Source organism: Pseudomonas sp. LBUM1679 (genome assembly GCF_059695565.1).
This window is the reverse complement of the sequence record NZ_CP166774.1, coordinates 6,204,001-6,225,690: the sequence shown is the minus strand read 5'-3', so window position 1 is coordinate 6,225,690 and position 21,690 is coordinate 6,204,001. Positions and strand designations below refer to the sequence as shown.

Annotated in this window: 19 protein-coding genes; 13 read left to right on the top strand and 6 right to left on the bottom strand. The window is 61.5% G+C overall.

Annotated features, from left to right (window positions below):
- Positions 1-130: 130 nt before the first annotated feature.
- The 3 genes from gatB to gatC are packed head-to-tail and all read right to left on the bottom strand — an operon-like array spanning position 131 to position 3,342.
- Positions 131-1,576, bottom strand: a complete 1,446-nt coding sequence (gatB, locus tag ACA062_RS28420; RefSeq protein ID WP_497453994.1) for an Asp-tRNA(Asn)/Glu-tRNA(Gln) amidotransferase subunit GatB — start codon at positions 1,574-1,576, stop codon at positions 131-133.
- A 10-nt stretch (positions 1,577-1,586) separates the two neighbouring features.
- Positions 1,587-3,038: an Asp-tRNA(Asn)/Glu-tRNA(Gln) amidotransferase subunit GatA gene (gene gatA, locus ACA062_RS28415; RefSeq protein WP_497453993.1), complete on the bottom strand. Its 1,452-nt coding sequence runs from the start codon at positions 3,036-3,038 to the stop codon at positions 1,587-1,589.
- Between the two features lie 16 nt (positions 3,039-3,054).
- On the bottom strand, positions 3,055-3,342 hold the full coding sequence (gene gatC, locus ACA062_RS28410; protein WP_497453992.1) for an Asp-tRNA(Asn)/Glu-tRNA(Gln) amidotransferase subunit GatC: 288 nt from the start codon (positions 3,340-3,342) through the stop codon (positions 3,055-3,057).
- 214 nt (positions 3,343-3,556) lie between these two features.
- On the opposite strand from gatC, the gene mreB reads away from it, so the two are divergent.
- The 8 genes from mreB (at position 3,557) to tldD (ending at position 14,901) form a co-directional block, all read left to right on the top strand.
- On the top strand, positions 3,557-4,594 hold the full coding sequence (gene mreB / locus ACA062_RS28405) for a rod shape-determining protein MreB (RefSeq protein ID WP_002555108.1): 1,038 nt from the start codon (positions 3,557-3,559) through the stop codon (positions 4,592-4,594).
- A 137-nt stretch (positions 4,595-4,731) separates the two neighbouring features.
- Positions 4,732-5,862 carry a rod shape-determining protein MreC gene (mreC, locus tag ACA062_RS28400; protein WP_497457506.1) on the top strand — a complete coding sequence of 377 codons (1,131 nt, stop codon included), beginning with the start codon at positions 4,732-4,734 and terminating at the stop codon, positions 5,860-5,862.
- Positions 5,862-6,353 (top strand): rod shape-determining protein MreD, encoded by a 492-nt coding sequence (mreD, locus tag ACA062_RS28395; RefSeq protein ID WP_497453991.1) that lies wholly within the window; start codon positions 5,862-5,864, stop codon positions 6,351-6,353. Before mreC ends, mreD begins: the two co-directional genes overlap by 1 nt.
- 82 nt (positions 6,354-6,435) lie before the next feature.
- Entirely contained in the window at positions 6,436-7,032 is a 597-nt protein-coding gene (locus tag ACA062_RS28390) for a Maf family protein (RefSeq protein WP_497453990.1), read from the top strand.
- A gap of 57 nt (positions 7,033-7,089) precedes the next feature.
- Positions 7,090-8,547 (top strand): ribonuclease G, encoded by a 1,458-nt coding sequence (gene rng, locus ACA062_RS28385; RefSeq protein WP_461981396.1) that lies wholly within the window; start codon positions 7,090-7,092, stop codon positions 8,545-8,547.
- Positions 8,548-8,622: 75 nt separating this feature from the next.
- On the top strand, positions 8,623-12,426 hold the full coding sequence (locus ACA062_RS28380) for a YhdP family protein (protein ID WP_497453989.1): 3,804 nt from the start codon (positions 8,623-8,625) through the stop codon (positions 12,424-12,426).
- Between the two features lie 166 nt (positions 12,427-12,592).
- The gene (locus ACA062_RS28375) at positions 12,593-13,453 is read left to right on the top strand and encodes a carbon-nitrogen hydrolase family protein (protein ID WP_497453988.1); all 861 of its coding nucleotides are present in this window, start codon (positions 12,593-12,595) and stop codon (positions 13,451-13,453) included.
- A gap of 5 nt (positions 13,454-13,458) precedes the next feature.
- Positions 13,459-14,901: a metalloprotease TldD gene (gene tldD / locus ACA062_RS28370; RefSeq protein WP_497453987.1), complete on the top strand. Its 1,443-nt coding sequence runs from the start codon at positions 13,459-13,461 to the stop codon at positions 14,899-14,901.
- 137 nt (positions 14,902-15,038) lie between these two features.
- On the opposite strand, the gene yjgA is transcribed toward tldD, so the two are convergent.
- Positions 15,039-15,563, bottom strand: a complete 525-nt coding sequence (yjgA, locus tag ACA062_RS28365) for a ribosome biogenesis factor YjgA (RefSeq protein WP_128873017.1) — start codon at positions 15,561-15,563, stop codon at positions 15,039-15,041.
- Positions 15,564-15,670: 107 nt separating this feature from the next.
- Between yjgA and pmbA the strand changes: the two genes are divergently transcribed.
- The 5 genes from pmbA to ACA062_RS28340 all read left to right on the top strand — a co-directional run bounded on the left by pmbA (position 15,671) and on the right by ACA062_RS28340 (position 20,432).
- A complete protein-coding gene (pmbA, locus tag ACA062_RS28360; protein ID WP_497453986.1) occupies positions 15,671-17,017 on the top strand; it encodes a metalloprotease PmbA in 1,347 nt (448 codons plus the stop codon).
- A gap of 245 nt (positions 17,018-17,262) precedes the next feature.
- Positions 17,263-17,670, top strand: coding sequence for a FagA protein (locus ACA062_RS28355; RefSeq protein ID WP_497453985.1), 408 nt, complete (start codon positions 17,263-17,265; stop codon positions 17,668-17,670).
- Positions 17,651-19,027 carry a class II fumarate hydratase gene (locus ACA062_RS28350; RefSeq protein WP_497453984.1) on the top strand — a complete coding sequence of 459 codons (1,377 nt, stop codon included), beginning with the start codon at positions 17,651-17,653 and terminating at the stop codon, positions 19,025-19,027. The genes ACA062_RS28355 and ACA062_RS28350 overlap by 20 nt, the downstream gene beginning before the upstream one ends.
- Before the next feature lie 27 nt (positions 19,028-19,054).
- On the top strand, positions 19,055-19,519 hold the full coding sequence (locus ACA062_RS28345) for a DUF2753 family protein (protein WP_497453983.1): 465 nt from the start codon (positions 19,055-19,057) through the stop codon (positions 19,517-19,519).
- 19 nt (positions 19,520-19,538) lie between these two features.
- Positions 19,539-20,432, top strand: a complete 894-nt coding sequence (locus ACA062_RS28340) for a ZIP family metal transporter (protein ID WP_497453982.1) — start codon at positions 19,539-19,541, stop codon at positions 20,430-20,432.
- A 108-nt stretch (positions 20,433-20,540) separates the two neighbouring features.
- On the opposite strand, the gene ACA062_RS28335 is transcribed toward ACA062_RS28340, so the two are convergent.
- Positions 20,541-20,816, bottom strand: coding sequence for an HPr family phosphocarrier protein (locus ACA062_RS28335; RefSeq protein WP_497453981.1), 276 nt, complete (start codon positions 20,814-20,816; stop codon positions 20,541-20,543).
- Between the two features lie 15 nt (positions 20,817-20,831).
- Positions 20,832-21,689 (bottom strand): RNase adapter RapZ, encoded by an 858-nt coding sequence (gene rapZ / locus ACA062_RS28330; RefSeq protein WP_128873009.1) that lies wholly within the window; start codon positions 21,687-21,689, stop codon positions 20,832-20,834.
- Position 21,690 lies beyond the last annotated feature (1 nt).

The window sequence follows — 21,690 nt, the reverse complement described above, 5'->3', positions numbered from 1 at the left end:
CAAGTGTGGGAGCGAGCTTGCTCGCGAATGCATTCTGACAGTCAACCTTGTGTTGAGTGCCGGACCGCTATCGCGAGCAAGCTCGCTCCCACAGGGGTAGAGCCAGGCTTTATATCTGGCTCCAATCCGATCAGCCCTCGAGCTTGCTTTTCAGCAGTTCATTGACCTGTTGCGGGTTGGCCTTGCCTTTGGAGGCTTTCATGGCCTGGCCGACGAAGAAGCCGAACATCTTGCCGCGTTTGGCTTCGTCTGCCGCGCGGTATTGCTCGACCTGTTCGGCATTGGCTGCAAGCATCTCGTCCAGCACTGCAGAGATGGCGCCGCTGTCGGTCACTTGCTTGAGGCCGCGTTTGTCGATGATCTCGTCCGCGCTGCCTTCGCCGTTGGCCATGGCTTCGAACACCACCTTGGCGATCTTGCCGGAGATGGTGTTGTCCTTGATGCGCAGCAGCATACCGCCCAGTTGCTCGGCCGAGACCGGCGACTGGTCGATGTCCAGGCCCTGTTTGTTCAACAGGCTGCCCAGCTCGACCATCACCCAGTTGGCCGCCAGCTTGGCGTCACCGCTGATGCCCACGACTTTTTCGAAGTAATCGGCTTGCTCGCGGCTGGTGGCCAGGACGCTGGCGTCGTAGACCGACAGGCCGAACTGCGCCTGGAAACGCTCGCGTTTCTGCGGCGGCAATTCCGGCAGGGTGGCGCGCACGTCGTCGAGGAACGAGTTCTCGATGACCACGGGCAGCAGGTCCGGATCGGGGAAGTAACGGTAGTCGTTGGCTTCCTCTTTGCTGCGCATCGGACGGGTTTCGTCCTTGTTCGGATCGTACAGGCGGGTCTGCTGGATCACCCTGCCGCCGTCTTCGATCAGCTCGATCTGGCGCTGCACTTCGGTGTTGATCGCCTTCTCGATGAAGCGGAACGAGTTGACGTTCTTGATCTCGCAGCGCGTGCCGAACTCAACCTGGCCTTTAGGCCGGATCGACACGTTGCAGTCGCAGCGCAGCGAGCCTTCGGCCATGTTGCCGTCGCAAATCCCGAGGTAACGCACCAGCGCGTGGACAGCCTTGACGTAAGCCACGGCTTCCTTGGCGCTGCGCATGTCCGGTTCGGAGACGATTTCCAGCAGCGGCGTGCCGGCGCGGTTCAGGTCGATGCCGGTGGCGCCGGTGAACTCTTCGTGCAGGCTTTTACCGGCGTCTTCTTCCAGGTGCGCGCGAGTGATGCCGACGCGTTTGACCGTGCCGTCTTCGAGCGCGATGTCCAGGTGGCCCTTGCCAACGATCGGCAATTCCATCTGGCTGATCTGGTAGCCCTTCGGCAGGTCCGGGTAGAAGTAGTTCTTGCGGGCGAACACGTTGTGCTGGCCGATCTCGGCATCGATCGCCAGGCCGAACATCACCGCCATGCGCACCGCTTCCTGGTTCAGCACCGGCAGCACGCCGGGCATGCCCAGGTCTACCAGGCTGGCCTGGGTGTTCGGCTCGGAGCCGAAGGTGGTGGAACTACCGGAAAAGATTTTCGACCGGGTGGTGAGCTGGGTATGAATCTCCAGCCCGATCACGACTTCCCATTGCATGTGTTTCTCCTCAGAAGCCGGTTGGGGTGCGGGTGTGCCAGTCAGTATTCAATTGATACTGATGGGCAACGTTCAACAGGCGACCTTCCTGGAAATACGGGGCGAGCAATTGCACGCCGACCGGCAGCCCGTCGACGAAACCTGCAGGCATGGACAAGCCCGGCAGACCGGCAAGGTTGGCGGTGATGGTGTAGACGTCTTCCAGGTAGGCAGCGACCGGGTCGCTGTTCTTGGCGCCAAGCTTCCAGGCCGGGTTCGGCGTGGTCGGGCCGAGGATGATGTCGACCTCGTTGAAGGCGGCCATGAAGTCGTTCTTCACCAGGCGGCGGATCTTCTGCGCCTTCAGGTAGTAGGCGTCGTAGTAACCGGCCGACAGGGCATAGGCACCGACCATGATCCGGCGTTGCACTTCCGGGCCGAAACCTTCACCGCGGGAACGCTTGTACAGGTCGATCAGGTTCTTCGGGTCTTCGCAGCGATAGCCGAAACGCACGCCGTCGAAACGCGACAGGTTGGAAGACGCTTCCGCCGGGGCGATCACGTAGTACGCAGGGATCGCGTGCTGCATGTTCGGCAGGCTGATTTCCTTGATCACGGCACCAAGCTTCTTCAGCTCTTCGACACTGGCCATGACCAGCTCGGCGATGCGTGGATCGAGACCGGCGCTGAAATATTCTTTCGGCACGCCGATGCGCAGGCCCTGCAGCGACTCGTTGAGGCCGGCGCTGTAATCCGGCACGGGTTCGTCGATGCTGGTGGAGTCATTCGCATCGAAACCTGCCATGCCTTGCAGCAGGATCGCGCAGTCTTCGGCGGTACGGGCGAGCGGGCCGCCCTGATCGAGACTGGAGGCATAAGCGATCATGCCCCAGCGCGAAACACGACCGTACGTCGGTTTCAGGCCGGTCAGGTTGGTAAACGCGGCGGGCTGACGAATCGAGCCGCCGGTGTCGGTCGCGGTGGCGGCCGGCAGCAGACGAGCGGCAACCGCAGCAGCCGAACCCCCGGACGAACCGCCCGGAACGTGCTCCAGGTTCCACGGGTTTTTCACCGCGCCGTAGTAGCTCGACTCGTTGGCCGAACCCATGGCGAATTCGTCCATGTTGGTCTTGCCCAGGGTCACGGCTCCGGCAGCGGCCAGCTTGGCAACCACGGTGGCATCGTAGGGTGCTTTGAAGTTGTCGAGCATCTTCGAGCCGCAGCTGGTGCGGATGCCCTGGGTGCAGAACAGGTCTTTATGGGCGATCGGCGCGCCGAGCAGGGCGCCGCTCTCACCATTGGCCCGGCGGGCGTCAGCGGCTTTGGCCTGCTGGAGCGCCAGGTCTTCGGTGAGGCTGATGAAGCTGTTGAGCTGCGGATCGAGCTGGGTAATGCGCGCCAGCAGGACCTTGGTCAGCTCTTCGGAAGAAAACTTTTTGTCGGCGAGACCGCGGGCGATCTCGGCCAGAGTCAATTGATGCATTGCAGGCTCTTTCCCTTTAGTCGATGACTTTCGGAACCAGGTACAGGCCGTTTTCGACCGCTGGTGCGATGGACTGGTAGGCCTCGCGATGATCGGTCTCGGTCACGACGTCTGCGCGCAAGCGCTGGCTGGCTTCCAGTGGATGGGCGAGCGGCTCGATACCGTCGGTATTGACCGCCTGCATTTCGTCGACCAGCCCGAGAATGCTGTTCAGGGCCGAAGTGATGTGTGGAAGATCGGCTTCATTGAGGCCAAGGCAGGCCAGATGAGCGATTTTTTCCACGTCGGAGCGTTCAAGCGCCATGGGATTCTCCAGTGGAAGGAAAACAGAACGGATGCTATCCGTGTGTTAGATTGTCGGAACACTACCGCATTTCTACGGTCATAAGGCCGCGATTGTGGGGTTTGGTGCACAGAAAAGCGGCCAATTTAACATATTGGCGCCTTGCCCAAAATCCCTGTCGTTGTTAGAGTTTGCCGCACTTTTTTACCCACGCGTTGCCTAGGGTCCTTTCCCCATGTTCAAGAAACTGCGTGGCATGTTTTCCAGCGATCTCTCAATTGACCTGGGCACTGCCAACACCCTTATTTACGTGCGTGAGCGCGGTATCGTCCTGAATGAACCATCGGTTGTGGCCATTCGGACGCACGGTAACCAGAAAAGTGTCGTTGCCGTCGGCACCGAGGCCAAGCGCATGCTCGGCCGTACGCCAGGCAACATTGCTGCCATTCGTCCGATGAAAGACGGCGTGATCGCTGACTTCAGTGTTTGCGAAAAGATGTTGCAATACTTTATCAACAAAGTTCACGAAAACAGTTTTTTGCAGCCCAGCCCTCGTGTGTTGATTTGCGTCCCGTGCAAATCCACCCAGGTTGAGCGTCGTGCCATCCGTGAATCGGCCCTCGGTGCCGGTGCCCGTGAAGTCTTCCTGATCGAAGAGCCGATGGCGGCCGCGATCGGTGCCGGTCTGCCGGTTGAAGAAGCTCGCGGCTCGATGGTTGTCGATATCGGTGGCGGTACCACTGAAATCGCACTGATCTCCCTGAACGGTGTGGTTTACGCCGAATCCGTACGGGTTGGCGGCGACCGCTTCGACGAAGCGATCATCACCTACGTGCGTCGCAACTACGGCAGCCTGATCGGCGAGTCCACCGCCGAGCGCATCAAGCAGGAAATCGGTACCGCCTACCCGGGCGGCGAAGTTCGTGAAGTCGACGTTCGTGGCCGTAACCTGGCCGAAGGCGTTCCACGCGCATTCACCCTGAACTCCAATGAAGTGCTGGAAGCTCTGCAAGAGTCCCTGGCCACCATCGTTCAGGCAGTGAAAAGTGCGCTGGAGCAATCGCCGCCGGAACTGGCGTCCGATATCGCCGAGCGTGGCCTGGTGCTGACCGGTGGTGGCGCCTTGCTGCGCGACCTCGACAAGTTGCTGGCCCAGGAAACCGGCCTGCCGGTGATCGTTGCCGAAGACCCGCTGACCTGCGTCGCTCGCGGCGGTGGCCGTGCCTTGGAAATGATGGATAAACACACCATGGACCTGCTTTCCAGCGAGTGATATCGCCGGTTGCATCTATGCTGTTGGCGCCTGGGCAGCACTTTGCAGTGCTGCCTGTTGCGTTTATCTTCTGTCAGTCTGCATCCAGGCCGGTCTGCCTATGAATAACGAGAACATTTGCCTGGGAGGAGCGGCTTATTAAACCGCTTTTCACCAAAGGGCCTTCACTGGGCGTGCGCTTGTTGGTGCTGGTCGTGCTATCGGTCGCGCTGATGGTGGTCGATGCCCGCTTCACACTGCTCAAGCCGGTGCGTAGCCAAATGTCGCTGGTGCTGATGCAGTCTTACTGGATCACCGACCTGCCGCAGCGGCTGTGGCAAGGTGTGGCCAGCCAGTTTGGCAGCCGTACCGAACTCGTCGCGGAAAACGAAAAACTCAAGACCGAAAACCTGCTGTTGCAGGGCCGCATGCAAAAGCTTGCCGCCTTGACCGAACAGAACGTGCGGCTGCGCGAGTTGCTCAACTCCTCCGCGCTGGTCAACGAGAAGGTCGAAGTCGCCGAGCTGATCGGCATGGACCCCAACCCCTTCACCCATCGCATCATCATCAATAAGGGTGAGCGCGACGGTGTCGTGCTCGGTCAGCCGGTGCTCGACGCCCGCGGCCTGATGGGCCAGGTGGTCGAATTGATGCCCTACACCTCCCGTGTGCTGCTGCTGACCGACACCACGCACAGCATCCCGGTGCAGGTGAACCGCAACGGCCTGCGGGCGATTGCCAGCGGCACCGGCAACCCGGAACGCCTGGAACTGCGTCACGTGGCAGACACGGCCGACATCAAGGAAGGCGATCTGCTGGTCAGCTCCGGTCTCGGTCAGCGTTTCCCGGCGGGTTACCCGGTGGCCACGGTCAGGGAAGTGATCCACGACTCAGGGCAGCCGTTCGCCATTGTTCGCGCCGTACCGACCGCGGCCTTGAACCGCAGCCGTTATCTGTTGTTGGTATTCAGTGACAGCCGCACAGCCGAAGAACGCGCCAACGATGCCGCCCAGGCCCAGGAAGCGCTGGATCAGCACGGCGGTGGACCGATCATTCCCGCGACCGTGCCCAGACCTGCAGCCGTCATCCCGGCTGCCGTTGCTGCTCCGGCCGCTCCGGTTGCTCCGGTGACCACGCCTGCCGCTACGGCCACCCCGGCCAAGCCTGTCGCCGCCAAACCTGCCGCCACCAAGCCGCCCGCCAAACCACCGACGGCTCAACCCGCTGCCGTGAGGCCTGCCGCCAAACCGCCTGTCTCCGCGCCGGCTACCCCTGGGGGAAGAGAATAATGGTCGGTACTACCGCCTCCCGAAACGACTGGATAGTCTGGCTGACGTTTGCCATCGGCCTGCTGCTCAGCGTTTCGCCGTTGCCGCAATTCATGGAGATCCTGCGCCCCCTGTGGCTCGCCTTGCTGCTGGCGTTCTGGGCGTTGGCCTTGCCGCAGAAAGTCGGCATGGTGACCGCGTGGTGCCTGGGCCTGGCCGAGGACGTGCTCTATGGCACGCTGCTGGGCCAGAATGCGTTGATCCTGACGCTCATCACCTACCTGGTGCTGGCGCTGCAGCAGCGCTTGCGGATGTTCCCGATGTGGCAGCAGAGCCTGGTGATCCTGGTGATCTTCGGTCTCGCGCAGTTGGTTCAACTATGGCTCAGCGCCCTGACCGGCAATCGTCAGCCAACGCTGGCGCTGGTCTTGCCGGCACTGGTCAGTGCGTTGCTCTGGCCTTGGGTCAGCTACGGTTTGCGTGGATTGCGTCGACGTTACAGAATCAATTGATTCGGTCAGGCATTGGCCCGTACCGGTGCCCAGCCAAGGAACAGTATTTGTGAGGCAGGGCACTAAACAGGGAGATGTCTTGATGAAACAGCTGTACCTCGCCTCTGGCTCGCCGCGTCGGCGTGAACTGCTCACGCAGATCGGCGTGCCGTTCTCCGTCATCAGTGCGGACATCGATGAAACCCCTTTGAACCTTGAATCGCCCTCGGCCTATGTCGAACGCCTCGCGCGTGGCAAGGCCGAAGCCGGGCGCCGTCTGGTCGTGTCCGAGACACATTTCTGCGTGCTGGGCGCCGATACCGCCGTGGTGCTCGACGGGAAAATTCTCGGCAAACCGGTGGACGAAGCCGACGCGTGCGCCATGCTTATGATGTTGGCAGGCCAGGACCATGAAGTGCTGACCGCCATTGCCGTGCTTGACGGTGAGCGTTGCGAGTCGCGGGTTGTGCGCAGTCTGGTGCGTTTTCGCCCCATCAGTCGCGAAGAAGCGGCGGCCTACTGGGCCAGCGGCGAACCGCGGGACAAGGCTGGCGGTTACGGCATTCAAGGGCTGGGCGCGGTGTTTGTCGCCCAGCTCAATGGAAGCTATTCGGCGGTGGTCGGACTGCCGCTGTGCGAAACCTCGGAGCTGCTCGGCCATTTCGGCATACCCTGTTGGCAAACCCTTAACGCGCGCTGAGCGTCGTACTGACAAGATGCGGCCATTATCGTGAACATGCCTGAACGAGACCCTGCCATGAGTGAAGAGATCCTGATCAACATCACGCCGATGGAATCGCGCGTGGCGGTGGTTGAAAACGGTGTCCTGCAAGAGGTTCACGTCGAACGCACGCAAAAGCGCGGCATCGTCGGCAACATTTACAAAGGTAAGGTCGTGCGGGTATTGCCCGGCATGCAGGCGGCTTTCGTCGACATCGGCCTGGACCGCGCCGCGTTCATTCACGCGTCGGAAATTTCCCTGCGTGAAGGCCCGACGGTCGAGAGCATCAGTGCGCTGGTCCATGAGGGCCAGAGCCTGGTGGTGCAAGTCACCAAGGACCCGATCGGTTCCAAAGGTGCTCGCCTGACCACTCAGCTGTCGATCCCATCGCGCTACCTGGTGTACATGCCGCGCACTGCCCACGTCGGCATCTCGCTGAAGATCGAAGACGAAGCCGAGCGCGAGCGCCTCAAGCAAGTGGTCACCGATTGCGTGGCCAAGGAAGGCATCAAGGAAGCCGGCGGTTTCATCTTGCGTACCGCCGCCGAAGGTGCCGGCGCCGATGAAATCCTCATGGACATCCGCTACCTGCGCAGGCTCTGGGATCAGATCAACGACCAGATCAAGACCATCGGCGCGCCGAGTGTGATTTACGAAGACCTCGGCCTGGCGCTGCGCACCCTGCGTGACCTGGTCAGCCCGAAGATCGAGAAGATCCGCATCGATTCCCGCGAGACCTTTCAGAAAACCACGCAATTCGTTGCCGAACTGATGCCGGAAATCGCCGATCGCCTGGAGCATTACCCTGGCGAGCGGCCGATCTTCGACCTGTACGGCGTCGAAGACGAAATCCAGAAAGCCCTCGAGCGTAAAGTCCCGCTGAAGTCCGGCGGCTATCTGGTGGTGGATCCGGCGGAAGCCATGAGCACCATCGACGTCAACACCGGGGCCTTCGTCGGTCATCGCAACCTTGAAGAAACCATCTTCAAGACCAACCTCGAAGCCGCCACCGCTATCGCCCGCCAGCTGCGCCTGCGCAATCTGGGCGGGATCATCATCATCGACTTCATCGACATGGAAGATGAAGAGCATCAGCGCCAAGTGCTGCGCACCCTGGAGAAACAACTGGAGCGCGATCACGCCAAGACCAACATCATCGGGATCACCGAGTTGGGCCTGGTGCAGATGACCCGCAAGCGTACCCGCGAAAGTCTGGAGCAAGTGTTGTGCGAACCCTGCAGCAGTTGCCAGGGCCGCGGCAAGCTGAAGACCCCGGAAACCGTTTGCTACGAAATTTTCCGCGAAATCCTCCGCGAAGCGCGCGCTTATCAGGCCGAAGGCTATCGTGTATTGGCGAACCAGAAAGTCGTCGACCGTTTGCTCGATGAGGAGTCGGGCAATGTCGCCGAGCTGGAAGGTTTTATCGGACGCACCATTCGGTTCCAGGTGGAAACCATGTACTCCCAGGAACAATACGACGTGGTGCTGCTCTGAACCGTCGTGTTTCAACCTCACTAGAACAGCTGGCCTCAGCTTTTTGTAATGTCTTTAACACGGGAGCCAACTGACATGGAGCGTCTGACACGCATATTGGCCGCACTGACCCGCTGGGGTCTGGGCCTGTGCGCGTTGGTGCTGGTGCTGATGGCACTTTACGTCAGTCTCGGCCGGGAGTTGACACCTCTGGTGGCTGAATACCGCGCCGAAGTCGAAACAAAGGCCGGTGCGGCCTTGGGCATGCCGCTGCATATCGGCGAACTGGAAGGCAACTGGAGCGGTTTCGCGCCGGTTCTGCTCGCTCACGATGTGATGGTCGGCGAGGGCGCCAATGCCCTGCGCCTGGATCAGGTGCGCGCGGTGCCGGATCTCTGGGCCAGCCTGCTGGCACGGGAAGCGCGCATCGCTCACCTGGAACTCAATGGCCTGAAGATCAGCCTCAAGGAAGGCGAAGACGGTCATTGGGCGCTGGAAGGTCTGCCGGTGCAGCAGGATCAGCCGCTTGATCCGCAGCAGCTGCTCAATCGCCTGCAAATGGTCCAACAGCTGTCAGTGCTCGACAGCCAGATCACCTTGCAGCCACTGGATCAGCCACCGCTGACCCTGACTTACGTTGGCTTGAGTCTGACAACCGGTGCCTCCCGCCAGCGACTCGACGCCCGCCTGACCCTGCCCGACGGCCAACCGGTGGCCATGAGTCTGCGTACGCGTATTCGCGCCAGTGAGTGGAAGGACGGCGAGGCGGATGCCTACCTGAGTCTGCCGCAAAGCGACTGGTCGAAATGGCTGCCGGAGCGCCTGACCCAACAGTGGAATTTCTCCGAGATCAAGGCGGGCGGCGAGCTTTGGCTGAACTGGAACAAGGGCGCCCTGCAAAGCGCCGCGATCCGTTTGAATGCGCCGCAACTCAAGGGCGCCTACGCCGACCGCAAGCCGATCCAGATCAACAATCTGGCGCTCAACGGTTATTTCCAGCGCCGCGCCGAAGGCGTCCTCGCGAGCCTGGATTCCCTGGCCATGAACCTTGGCGAGACTCGCTGGGAATCGCATCTGCAACTGCGGCAGAGCGTGGCCACCGACAAGACTGAAGAGCTCTGGCACCTACAGGCCGACCGCCTCGACCTTACCGCGCTCACCCCCCTGCTTAACGCGTTGGGGCCACTGCCCCAGGGTGTTTCCACGGCGGTGGAGCGGCTGAAGGTGACCGGTGGCTTGCGCAATGTGCTGATCGATTTCCGACCCAACGCCACCGACGACAGCAAGTTCAGCTTTGCCGCCAACCTCGACCGGGTCGGCTTCGACGCCTATCACGGCGCTCCGGCGGCGCGTAATGTCAGCGGCAGCATCAGCGGTGACCTCGGCCGCGGTGAGTTGCGCATGGACAGCAAGGATTTTTCCCTGCACCTGGACCCGATCTTCGCCAAGCCCTGGCAATACATCCAGGCCAACGCCACCTTGAACTGGAAGCTCGACAAAGAAGGCTTCACCCTGATTGCGCCTTACCTGAAGGTGCTGGGCGAGGAGGGCAAGATTGCCGGTGATTTCCTGATCCGCCTGCATTTCGATCATACCCAGGAAGACTACATGGACCTGCGGGTCGGCCTGGTGGACGGCGATGGCAAGTACACCGCCAAGTACTTGCCGAAAGTGCTCAGCCCGGCGCTGGACGAATGGCTGCGTACGGCGATTATCAAAGGCGCGGTGGACCAGGGTTTCTTCCAGTATCAGGGCTCGCTGAACAAAGGCGCGGCGGACGCGGATCGCAGCATCAGCCTGTTCTTCAAGGTGCACGATGCCGAGCTGGCCTTCCAGCCGGGCTGGCCACATGTCAGCAAGGTCACGGGTGACGTGTTCGTCGAAGACAGCGGTGTGCGCATCCTGGCCAGCAAGGGCCAGTTGCTCGACACCCAGGTCCGCGACATCTACGTCAATATCCCCCACGTAGCGAGCGGCAAAACCAGCCACCTGTTGCTCGACGGTGCGTTCGCCGGCGGCTTGGGCGATGGCCTGAAGATTCTGCAGCAAGCACCGATCGGCACCGCCCAGACCTTTGCCGGGTGGGAAGGCGAGGGTGATCTGCAGGGCAAGCTGAAACTGGATATCCCCTTGGCCAAAGGCGAGCAGCCAAAGATCCTCGTCGATTTCAAGACGGCCAAGGCCCGCCTGAAACTGGCCGAGCCGAGCCTGGAGCTGACCCAGCTCAAGGGCGATTTCCGTTTCGACAGCGCCAAGGGCTTGAGCGGGCAGAACATCAGCGCTCGCGCCTTCGACAAACCGGTCAGCGCACAGATTTTCGCCGATGGCAGCCCGGGCAACCTCAAGACCCGCGTTGCCGCCTCGGGTCAGGTCGAGGTCAAGAAACTCACGGACTGGTTGAGCGTCACCCAGCCGTTGCCAGTGTCCGGCCTGATTCCCTATCAGCTGCAATTGAATCTTGAGGGTGCCAGCAGTCAATTGATGGTCAGCTCCAGTCTCAAGGGCGTGGCGCTCGATTTGCCCGCGCCGTTCGGCCTGGCGGCCGATGCGGGTCGCGACACCACCTTCCGCATGACCCTGCAAGGTCCGGAGCGGCGCTACTGGGTCAACCATGGCGAGCTGGCCAACTTCACCTTCGCAGCGCCGCCCGGCAATTTTGCCGACGGTCGCGGTGAGTTGATCGTCGGTGGCGGCAATGCCGTACTGCCCGGTGCCAAAGGCCTGCGGGTGCGTGGCGCGCTGGCGGAACTGGATGTCGGCCCGTGGAAGGCCCTGCTGGACAAATACGCCGGCCAGGACCCGGGCGGTAACGCCAAACAGTTGCTCAGCAGTGTGGATTTCAAGGTCGGCAAACTCAGCGGTGTCGGTACCACCCTCGATCAGGCGTCCGTTCAGTTGAACCGCAAACCGGGCGCGTGGGCCCTGCAACTCGACAGTCAACAGGTCAAGGGCCACGCCAGCATCCCCGATGCCAAAGCCGCGCCGATTGCGATCAATCTGCAATACGTGCGGTTGCCGGCACCGGATCCGACGGTGCTGGCGGACGAAAAATCGCCCGATCCGCTGGCCGCGGTAGACCCGACGAAAATCCCGGCGCTGGATATCACCATCAATCAACTGTTCCAGGGGCAGGATCTGGTGGGCGGCTGGTCGCTGAAAGTGCGTCCGACCGCCAAGGGCATCGCGCTCAATACCCTGGACCTGGGCCTCAAGGGCATCCTCCTGCAAGGTAGCGGTGGCTGGGAAGGCCTGCCCGGTTCCAGCAGCAGTTGGTTCAAGGGCCGGGTCAGCGGCAAAAACCTCGCCGATGTGTTGAAAGGCTGGGGCTTTGCGCCAAGCGTCACCAGTGAAGAGTTTCACATGGACGCCGACGGTCGCTGGCCGGGTTCGCCAGCCTGGTTGGCCACCAAGCGCTTCTCCGGAACCCTCGACGCCTCGTTGAATAAAGGCCAGTTTGTCGAAGTCGAGGGCAGCGCCCAGGCATTGCGAGTGTTTGGGTTGCTGAATTTCAACTCCATCGGCCGCCGCCTGCGCCTGGACTTCTCCGACCTGTTTGGCAAAGGCCTGAGTTACGACCGGGTCAAAGGCCTGCTGGTGGCGACCAACGGCGTGTACGTCACCCGTGAACCCATCCGGTTGACCGGGCCGTCGAGCAATCTTGAACTCAATGGCACCCTGGACCTGGTAGGGGACAGGGTGGATGCCAAGTTGCTGGTGACCTTGCCGGTGACCAACAACCTGCCGATCGCCGCACTGATCGTCGGCGCACCGGCCATTGGCGGGGCGCTGTTCCTGATCGACAAGCTGATCGGTGATCGCGTGGCGCGTTTTGCCAGCGTGCAGTACAGCGTCAAAGGGCCGTGGAAAGATCCGAAAATCACCTTCGACAAGCCTTTTTGAAATCACGTCCCTGGCCCGATGGAGTAGCATGGCCGAAGCGGCGCCACCCCTGTAGGAGCCGGCTTGCCGGCGAAGGCGGCCTCGAGCCTTGCACCGCCCATGAAGACGCCTTCGCCGGCAAGCCGGCTCCTACAGGTATGCGTTAACACCAGATTAGGAAAAAACCATGTCAGTCGCGGTGATTCAAATGGTCAGCCAAAGCGATGTGCTGGCCAACCTGGCTCAGGCTCGGCGTCTGCTCGAACAGGCGGCGACCGGCGGTGCAAAGCTGGCCGTGCTGCCGGAAAACTTCGCCGCCATGGGGCGTCGCGACGTTGCCGACATCGGCCGCGCCGAGGCAGCGGGCGAAGGGCCGATCCTGCCATGGTTGAAACAGACCGCACGCGACCTCAACTTATGGATAGTGGCCGGCACATTGCCGCTGCCGCCGGTGGATCAACCGTCGGCGAAAGTGCATGCCTGCTCGTTGCTGGTGAACGACCGGGGCGAAACGGTGGCGCGCTACGACAAGCTGCATTTGTTCGACGTGGACGTGGCGGACAATCGCGGGCGTTATCGCGAATCCGATGACTATGCTTATGGCAGTGGTGTGGTGGTGGCGGACACGCCCGTCGGTCGAGTCGGCCTGACGGTGTGTTACGACTTGCGATTTCCAGAGCTGTACAGTGAATTGCGTGCCGCCGGCGCGGAGTTGATTACCGCGCCGTCGGCCTTTACCGCGGTGACCGGCGCGGCCCATTGGGACGTGCTGATTCGCGCACGAGCCATCGAGACTCAATGTTATGTGCTCGCGGCCGCCCAGGGTGGGACCCATCCGGGGCCACGGGAAACCTGGGGGCATGCCGCAATCATCGACCCTTGGGGGCGGGTGCTGGCACAAAAGGATCAAGGCGAGGCGGTGCTGCTGGCCGAACGGGATAGCAGCGAACAGGCGTCCATCAGGACGCGGATGCCGGTGTCCAGTCACCGGCGCTTTTTCTCGCAGGGCGCACAGCGACCTGCCCGGAACGACGAATTTAAGGCGTAAAACATATGAGCGAGTTGTTGTCCTCAGTCAGTGAACACCTCCTGGCGCCCGGTGGCGTAACGATCGAGAGCCTGCAAGGCGTGCTCGGCGACCTGGCCGGTCCGGGCATCGATGCGGCCGACCTGTATTTCCAGGGGCAGATTTCCGAGTCCTGGGCGCTGGAAGACGGCATCGTCAAGGAAGGCAGTTTCAACCTCGATCAGGGTGTCGGCGTGCGGGCGCAATCGGGTGAAAAAACCGGATTTGCCTACAGTAATGCAATCACCCTGGAAGCCTTGGGGGCGGCGGCACGCGCCGCACGTTCGATCTCCCGCGCCGGGCAGAACGGCACGGTGCAGGCGTTCACCACCCAGGACGTTGCCCAGTTGTACGGGCCGGATAACCCGCTGGAAGTGATGAGCCGCGCCGAGAAAGTCGAGTTGCTCAAGCGCATCGACGTCGCGACCCGCGCCCTCGATCCGCGCATCCAGCAAGTGACCGTCAGCATGGCCGGCGTCTGGGAACGCATTCTGGTGGCGTCCACCGACGGCGGCCTGGCAGCGGATGTGCGGCCGCTGGTGCGTTTCAATGTCAGCGTGATCGTCGAGCAGAACGGTCGCCGCGAGCGTGGTGGTCATGGCGGTGGCGGACGTACCGACTACCGCTATTTCCTCGCTGAAGACCGCGCCATGGGCTACGCCCGTGAGGCGCTGCGCCAGGCGCTGGTCAACCTTGAAGCCATTCCCGCGCCGGCCGGTACCTTGCCGGTGGTGCTGGGCTCGGGTTGGTCCGGCGTATTGCTGCACGAAGCGGTGGGTCACGGCCTGGAAGGCGATTTCAACCGCAAGGGCAGCTCCGCCTACAGCGGGCGCATGGGTGAGATGGTTGCGTCCAAACTCTGCACCATCGTCGATGACGGCACGCTGGCCGGTCGTCGTGGCTCGCTCAGCGTCGACGATGAAGGCACCCCGACCGAGTGCACCACGCTGATCGAAAACGGCGTACTCAAAGGCTACATGCAGGACAAGCTCAACGCCCGCCTGATGGGCGTGGCCCGCACCGGTAACGGTCGCCGTGAATCCTACGCGCACCTGCCGATGCCACGCATGACCAACACCTACATGCTGGCGGGCGAAAGCGATCCGGCGGAAATCATCGCCTCGGTGAAGCGCGGCATCTACTGCGCCAACCTCGGCGGCGGTCAGGTGGACATCACCAGCGGCAAATTCGTGTTCTCCACCAGCGAGGCGTACCTGATCGAAGACGGCAAGATTACCGCCCCGGTCAAAGGCGCGACGTTGATCGGCAACGGCCCGGAAGCCATGAGCAAAGTGTCGATGGTCGGTAACGACCTGGCGCTGGACAGCGGCGTGGGGACGTGTGGCAAGGATGGGCAGTCGGTGCCGGTGGGTGTCGGCCAGCCAACGCTGAAAATCGATGCGATCACTGTGGGTGGCACAGGATCGTAAGAAACATGCATCTCCCACGTAGGAGCTGCCGAAGGCTGCGATCTTTTGATCTTGCTTTTGATTTTGATTTTGCAAAACCGAAAGTCAAGAGATCGCAGCCTGCGGCAGCTCCTACGGGGGATGTGGTTGGGCGTTACTCAGCGCAGGCCGCGTTGAGTCTCGTCCAGCTCACGGATGTACTTGAAGATTTTACGGCTCGATGCCGGTGGCTTGTTGGTCGCCAGTTCGTGCTGGGCCTGACGGATCAGGGAGCGCAATTGCTGACGATCAGCCTCCGGGTAGTCGAGGACGAACTTCTCCAGGACGCCGTCGTCGCCTGCGATCAAGCGATCGCGCCAGCGTTCCAGGCCATGGAATCGTTCGTTGTACTGCCGAGTGGAGGCATCGAGTTGATCGAGCAGAGTCAGAATGGCGTCAGTGTCCTGATCGCGCATCAGTTTGCCGATGAACATGAGGTGCCGTTTACGCGCGATATTCGCGGTGTGCTTGGGCGCATCGGCCAGGGCCCGGCGCATGGCGTCGGTCAACGGCAGTTTTGCCAGCAAGTCAGGCTTGAGCGTTGTAAGGCGCTCGCCGAGGCCAACCAGAGCATGCAGCTCGCGTTTGACCTGGGATTTGCTTTTTTCTCCCGTATCGAGGGAGTCGTCGTAAGAATCAACCATGGTGGCCGTCCGCAAAGAAACGCCGCCATGATAACCAGTCGGGGGCCGCTTGTCCGGCCCGGTCGCTCGAAGGCCTTACCGAAAGCAGAATTTGAGTGGAGAACAGCATGAGTGCAGTTGAAAGCGTCGGCCCGCAAGCGTTGCCGGCACTGCAAGAACAAGTCGAGCAGATCATCGCTGAAGCCAAGCGCCAGGGCGCCAGTGCCTGTGAAGTGGCGGTGTCCCTGGAGCAGGGGCTGTCCACGACCGTGCGCCAGCGTGAAGTCGAGACCGTCGAATTCAACCGCGACCAGGGTTTTGGCATCACCTTGTATGTCGGCCAGCGCAAAGGTTCGGCGAGTACCTCGGCCAGTGGCCCCGAGGCGATTCGCGAGACCGTTGCCGCCGCGTTGGCCATCGCCAGGCACACCTCGGAAGACGAAGCCGCAGGCCTGGCCGATGCCGCGCTGATGGCCAAGGATCTGCAGGATTTCGACCTGTTCCATCAGTGGGACATCACTCCGGAACAAGCCATCGAGATGGCCTTGACCTGTGAAGCGGCGGCGTTTGCCGCCGACAGCCGGATCAAGAACGCCGATGGCACCAGCCTCAGTACCCACCAGGGTTGCCGCGTGTACGGCAACAGCCACGGTTTTGTCGGCGGTTACGCCTCGACCCGGCATAGCCTGAGCTGCGTCATGATCGCCGAGGCCGACGGCCAGATGCAGCGCGATTACTGGTACGACGTGAGCCGTCAGGGCAGCCTGCTGGCCGACCCGGTGAGCATCGGCCAGCATGCCGCGCAACGGGCGGCGAGCCGTCTCGGCGCGCGTCCGGTGCCGACCTGCGAAGTGCCGGTGCTGTTTTCCGCGGAACTGGCCGGTGGTTTGTTCGGCAGTTTCCTCTCGGCGATTTCCGGCGGCAGCCTGTACCGCAAATCGTCCTTCCTCGAGGGCACGCTGGGGCAGAAACTGTTCCCGGAATGGCTGACCATCGATGAGCGTCCGCACTTGATGCGCGCACTGGGCAGCGCGGCGTTCGATGGTGATGGCCTGGCGACCTACGCCAAGCCATTCGTCGAAAAAGGCGAGCTGGTGTCCTACATCCTTGGCACCTATTCCGGTCGCAAACTCGGCATGCCGAGCACCGCCAACGCCGGTGGCGTGCACAACCTGTTCGTCACCCATGGCGACGAAGACCAGGCTGCCCTGCTGCGGCGCATGGGGCGTGGCCTGCTGGTGACCGAACTGATGGGCCAGGGCCTGAACATGGTCACCGGCGATTACTCCCGTGGAGCGGCCGGTTACTGGGTCGAAAACGGCGAAATCCAGTTTGCGGTCCAGGAAGTGACCATCGCCGGCAACATGCGCGACATGTTCAAGCAGATCGTTGCGGTGGGGAATGATCTGGAACTGCGCAGCAACATTCGCACCGGTTCGGTGTTGATCGAGAAGATGATGGTGGCGGGTAGCTGATCCCGGCCGCTACACAGAAAAGGCGCACCACCCATCAGGTGGCGCGCCTTTTTTTATTGGGTTCACGCGAACCCTGTGGGAGCGGGCTTGCCCGCGATGGCGGTGTATCAGGCGACAAATATGTTGGATGTACCGGACTCATCGCGGGCAAGCCCGCTCCCACAATGGACTGAGTACATCGCCGGGGTTGTTTTGCTTCTCATTATCATCTAATAATAAATCTCATTACCGAATGAGCCCGGATCATGAGTTCTGCCTTGCACGAGCAGCCTTACCTCGAAAGCTGGCGCTGGATGAGTCGCCAGATCCGTTGCGCGATGGATCCCGACGAGCCACGCCTGATCGATCACTACCTGGCCGAAGGCCGGTACCTGGCGTGTTGCACGGCGACCTCACCCTGGACCATCGCCGAAACCTCCTTGCGTTTACTGCTCGACACCGCCGCCGACGTCGCGCTGCCGTGGCACTGGCGGACCTGTTGCCTGGATCAGGCCTGGCGTCCGCTGCGGGAGCTGGAGCGCCTCTCTCTGTGCAAATGCCGCCTCAAGCGCTGGCAAAGCTACACCTGGCAACTGGCGACCTGCGAGTTGCAACCCTCGATTCCTCTCATAGAACTGGTGCAAGGATTTTCAGATGACCAAGACACGTATTGAGCGCGACAGCATGGGCGAACTTCAGGTCCCGGTAGACGCGCTCTACGGCGCACAGACCCAACGCGCGGTGGACAACTTCCCGATCAGCGGCAAACCGATGCCCATGCAATTCATCCGCGCGTTGATCCTGGCCAAGGCCGCCGCCGCCCGTGCCAACGTCGAGCTCAAGCAAATCAGCGAGTCCCAGGGTAAAGCCATTGTCGATGCGGCTCTGGGCCTGCTCGAGGGCGACTTCATGCAGCACTTCCCGGTGGACATCTTCCAGACCGGCTCTGGCACCAGTTCCAACATGAACGCCAACGAAGTGATCGCCACCCTGGCCAGCCGTCTGCTCGGCGAGCCGGTGAACCCTAACGATCACGTCAACTGCGGCCAGAGCAGCAACGACATTATCCCGACCACCCTCCATGTCAGCGCTGCGCTGGCGTTGCATGAGCAATTGCTCCCCGCGCTGCTGCATCTGGTGCAAGTGATCGAGCGCAAGGCCGAGGCCGTTCATCACCACGTCAAGACCGGGCGCACGCACCTGATGGACGCCATGCCCGTGCGCATGAGCCAGGTGCTCAACGGTTGGGCGCAGCAACTCAAGGCGAACATTGGCCATCTGCAGGACCTGCTGCCGAGCCTGCAAGCCCTGGCTCAAGGCGGCACGGCGGTGGGCACCGGGATCAATGCACATCCAGAGTTTGCGGCGCGTTTCAGTCAGCAATTGCGCAAGTTGACCCAGGTGCAGTTCACGCCGGGCAAGGACCTGTTTGCGCTGATCGGCTCCCAGGACACCGCGGTTGCAGTATCCGGGCAGCTTAAAGCCACGGCGGTCTCGTTGATGAAAATCGCCAATGACCTGCGCTGGATGAACTCCGGCCCTCTGGCCGGTCTCGGTGAAATCGAGCTCGAAGCCTTGCAGCCGGGTTCTTCGATCATGCCGGGCAAGGTCAATCCGGTGATCCCGGAAGCCACAGCGATGGTCGCGGCTCAAGTGATCGGCAACGACACAGTCATCACCATCGCCGGCCAGTCGGGCAATTTCGAGCTGAACGTGATGTTGCCGATCATCGCCCAGAACCTGTTGAGCAGCATCGAGTTGTTGGCCAACGCCAGCCGTCTGCTGGGTGACAAGGCCATCGCCAGCTTCAAGGTCAACGAAGCCCGGATCAAGGAAGCGCTGTCGCGCAACCCGATTCTGGTCACTGCACTCAACCCGATCATTGGTTACCAAAAAGCCGCTGAAATCGCCAAGAAGGCCTATCAGCAGGGGCGTCCGGTGATCGATGTCGCCCTGGAACACACCGACCTCACACGCAACCAGCTTGAGGTGTTGCTCGACCCGGAAAAACTCACCGCAGGCGGCGTGTAATCACCGTTAGCGCTTTGGAGCCTCACCATGGAGCACTGGAAACGCACGATCGAAAGAGCTAATCGCTGTTTCATGCTGGGCGAGCTGGTCGATGCCCGCGAGGCGTATTTGCAGGCATTGGCCCTGGCCCAGGTGTTGTTCGAGCGCTGGGCGGATGCCGATGAAGCGGTGGCGGCCTGCGTGATTTCCCACCACAACCTGGCAGACCTGCATCTGCGTCTGAATCAGCCGGAGGAGAGCGCCGAATATTTGTGCGCCATCCATCAGCGGTTATTGCAGACCATGCAGGACCCGCGTCTGGCGCCGGCCTTGCGTGAAGCGGCATGGCGTCAGAGCAGCAAGACCTACGTCGAGCTGCTGAATTTCATCAGCGAGCACGGCGAGTACCCGCGCAGCCATCGTTTGCTGGACATGGATGTTGCCCTGCAACGTGATCAATTGGCCACAAGTCTGCGCGCGCTATCAGGCGGCGCTGGCTTGAGTCTTCTATAAAAATCTTCCAAGGCTGATTATGGGCACTGAAACACTGGCGATCGGAAGTGGACGAATGTTTCGTTACGCGCTGGGATCGCTGTTACTGCTGGCAGGCATGACCTTGTTGGGTGCCCAAGGGCTGGTATGGCTGGACCTGGAGCCGAAACTGTTACGCGCGCTGCAAGGCGGGGCGATCTGCGCTCTGGGCACAGCGTTGGGCGCGGTGCCGGTATTGGTGATTCGGCAGATGCCCCAGGCGGTCAGCGATACGCTGCTGGGCTTCGGCGCCGGGGTGATGCTCGCGGCGACGGCGTTTTCGCTGATCGTTCCGGGTATCTCGGCCGCAGAAAACCTGGGGCTGACACCTTGGGCGGCCAGCGGTTTGATCAGCTTCGGCATCATGCTCGGTGCGTTCGGGCTGTTTCTGGTGGATCGCAAGGTGTCCGGTGCGTCGCCGGAGATGCTCGTGGGGACCGTTGAACATCCGGTGATTCCCCCGCGCATCTGGCTGTTCGTGTTTGCCATCATTGCTCACAACATACCGGAAGGCATGGCAGTGGGCGTCTCGGCCGGTGGCGGGATGCCGGATGCCGACAGTCTGGCCATGGGTATTGCCTTGCAGGATGTGCCGGAAGGGCTGGTGATTGCGTTGGTGTTGGCCGGGGCAGGGATGTCGCGGGTCAAGGCATTCCTGATCGGCGCGGCGTCAGGGTTGGTCGAGCCGGTCTTCGCGCTGTTATGCGCCTGGCTGGTCAGCCTGGCCGAGATGCTGCTGCCTTTGGGGTTGGCGCTGGCGGCGGGGGCGATGCTGTTGGTGGTGACCCATGAAGTCATTCCCGAGTCGCGTCGACACGGTCATGACAAGCTGGCCAGCTTGGGGTTGTTGATCGGGTTTTGTTTGATGATGGTGATGGATACGGCTTTGGCGTAACACGGCCTGTGTAGGAGCGAGGCTTGCCCGCGAATGCCGTTACGCAGTGGAACTGATGAGCCGTGTCATCGTTCTTCGCGGGCAAGCCTCGCTCCTACATGGGCGAGTTTACTCACCTTCGTCGAAGTAGTTATTGATCAACGCCACCAGCGCATCCAGCGCTTCCTGTTCCTGCTCGCCTTCGGTACTCAAATAAATCCTGGTGCCCTTGCCAGCCGCGAGCATCATCATCGCCATGATGCTTTTGCCATCGACCGTTGACTCCGGGGTGCGTCCTACCCTGATCGAGCAATCCTTGAACTGACCGGCCACGCCGACAAATTTTGCAGATGCACGGGCATGCAGGCCCAGCTTGTTGATGATTTCGATTTCCAGAGCAGGCATCGCGATGTGAATCCTTTAGCTGAGGTCGCGGTGGCGGACCTGGACGTTCTTCAGGGTTTTTTGCAGGGCCTGACCCAGGCGTTCGGTCAGGTAGACGGAGCGGTGATGCCCGCCGGTGCAGCCAATGGCGATGGTGACATAAGCGCGATTGCTGGCCGCAAAGCGCGGCAGCCACTTGAGCAGGTATGTAGAAATGTCCTGGAACATTTCTTCGACGTCCGGCTGTGCCGCCAGGTAGTCGGCGACCGGCTTATCGAGCCCGGACTGTTCGCGCAACTCCGGCTTCCAGTAGGGGTTCGGCAGGCAACGCACGTCGAACACCAGGTCGGCGTCCACCGGCATGCCACGCTTGAAGCCGAAGGATTCCACGAGGAACGCCGTACCGGGCTCCGGTTGATTCAGCAGGCGCAGCTTGATGGTATCGCGCAGCTGATACAGGTTCAGGTTGGTGGTGTTGACCTTGAGATCGGCGAGGTCGGCAATCGGCCCGAGCAGGGTGGTTTCATCGCTGATCGCCTCCGCCAGTGAACGGTTGGCGTTGCTCAGCGGGTGACGCCGACGGGTCTCCGAAAAACGTTTGAGCAAGGTTTCTTCGTCGGCGTCCAGGTACAGGACATCGCACTGGATATGCCGGCTGCGGACTTCTTCCAGCAGCTCGGGGAAGCGTGAAAGGTGGCTCGGCAAGTTACGCGCGTCGATGGACACGGCAACCAGCGGCTGGGCGAGTTCAGTGTGGATCAACGCACGTTCGGCCAGTTCCGGCAGGAGCCCGGCAGGCAAGTTGTCGATACAGTAGAAGCCGTTGTCCTCGAGAACATCGAGCGCGGTGCTTTTACCTGAGCCGGAGCGGCCACTGACGATGATCAAGCGCATG

Coding starts and splice junctions, on each gene's coding strand:
- gatB (WP_497453994.1), bottom strand. CDS start 1,576: ATGCAATGGGAAGTCGTGATCGGGCTGGAGATTCATACCCAGCTCACC.
- gatA (WP_497453993.1), bottom strand. CDS start 3,038: ATGCATCAATTGACTCTGGCCGAGATCGCCCGCGGTCTCGCCGACAAA.
- gatC (WP_497453992.1), bottom strand. CDS start 3,342: ATGGCGCTTGAACGCTCCGACGTGGAAAAAATCGCTCATCTGGCCTGC.
- mreB (WP_002555108.1), top strand. CDS start 3,557: ATGTTCAAGAAACTGCGTGGCATGTTTTCCAGCGATCTCTCAATTGAC.
- mreD (WP_497453991.1), top strand. CDS start 5,862: ATGGTCGGTACTACCGCCTCCCGAAACGACTGGATAGTCTGGCTGACG.
- ACA062_RS28390 (WP_497453990.1), top strand. CDS start 6,436: ATGAAACAGCTGTACCTCGCCTCTGGCTCGCCGCGTCGGCGTGAACTG.
- rng (WP_461981396.1), top strand. CDS start 7,090: ATGAGTGAAGAGATCCTGATCAACATCACGCCGATGGAATCGCGCGTG.
- ACA062_RS28380 (WP_497453989.1), top strand. CDS start 8,623: ATGGAGCGTCTGACACGCATATTGGCCGCACTGACCCGCTGGGGTCTG.
- ACA062_RS28375 (WP_497453988.1), top strand. CDS start 12,593: ATGTCAGTCGCGGTGATTCAAATGGTCAGCCAAAGCGATGTGCTGGCC.
- tldD (WP_497453987.1), top strand. CDS start 13,459: ATGAGCGAGTTGTTGTCCTCAGTCAGTGAACACCTCCTGGCGCCCGGT.
- yjgA (WP_128873017.1), bottom strand. CDS start 15,563: ATGGTTGATTCTTACGACGACTCCCTCGATACGGGAGAAAAAAGCAAA.
- pmbA (WP_497453986.1), top strand. CDS start 15,671: ATGAGTGCAGTTGAAAGCGTCGGCCCGCAAGCGTTGCCGGCACTGCAA.
- ACA062_RS28355 (WP_497453985.1), top strand. CDS start 17,263: ATGAGTTCTGCCTTGCACGAGCAGCCTTACCTCGAAAGCTGGCGCTGG.
- ACA062_RS28350 (WP_497453984.1), top strand. CDS start 17,651: ATGACCAAGACACGTATTGAGCGCGACAGCATGGGCGAACTTCAGGTC.
- ACA062_RS28345 (WP_497453983.1), top strand. CDS start 19,055: ATGGAGCACTGGAAACGCACGATCGAAAGAGCTAATCGCTGTTTCATG.
- ACA062_RS28340 (WP_497453982.1), top strand. CDS start 19,539: ATGGGCACTGAAACACTGGCGATCGGAAGTGGACGAATGTTTCGTTAC.
- ACA062_RS28335 (WP_497453981.1), bottom strand. CDS start 20,816: ATGCCTGCTCTGGAAATCGAAATCATCAACAAGCTGGGCCTGCATGCC.
- rapZ (WP_128873009.1), bottom strand. CDS start 21,689: ATGCGCTTGATCATCGTCAGTGGCCGCTCCGGCTCAGGTAAAAGCACC.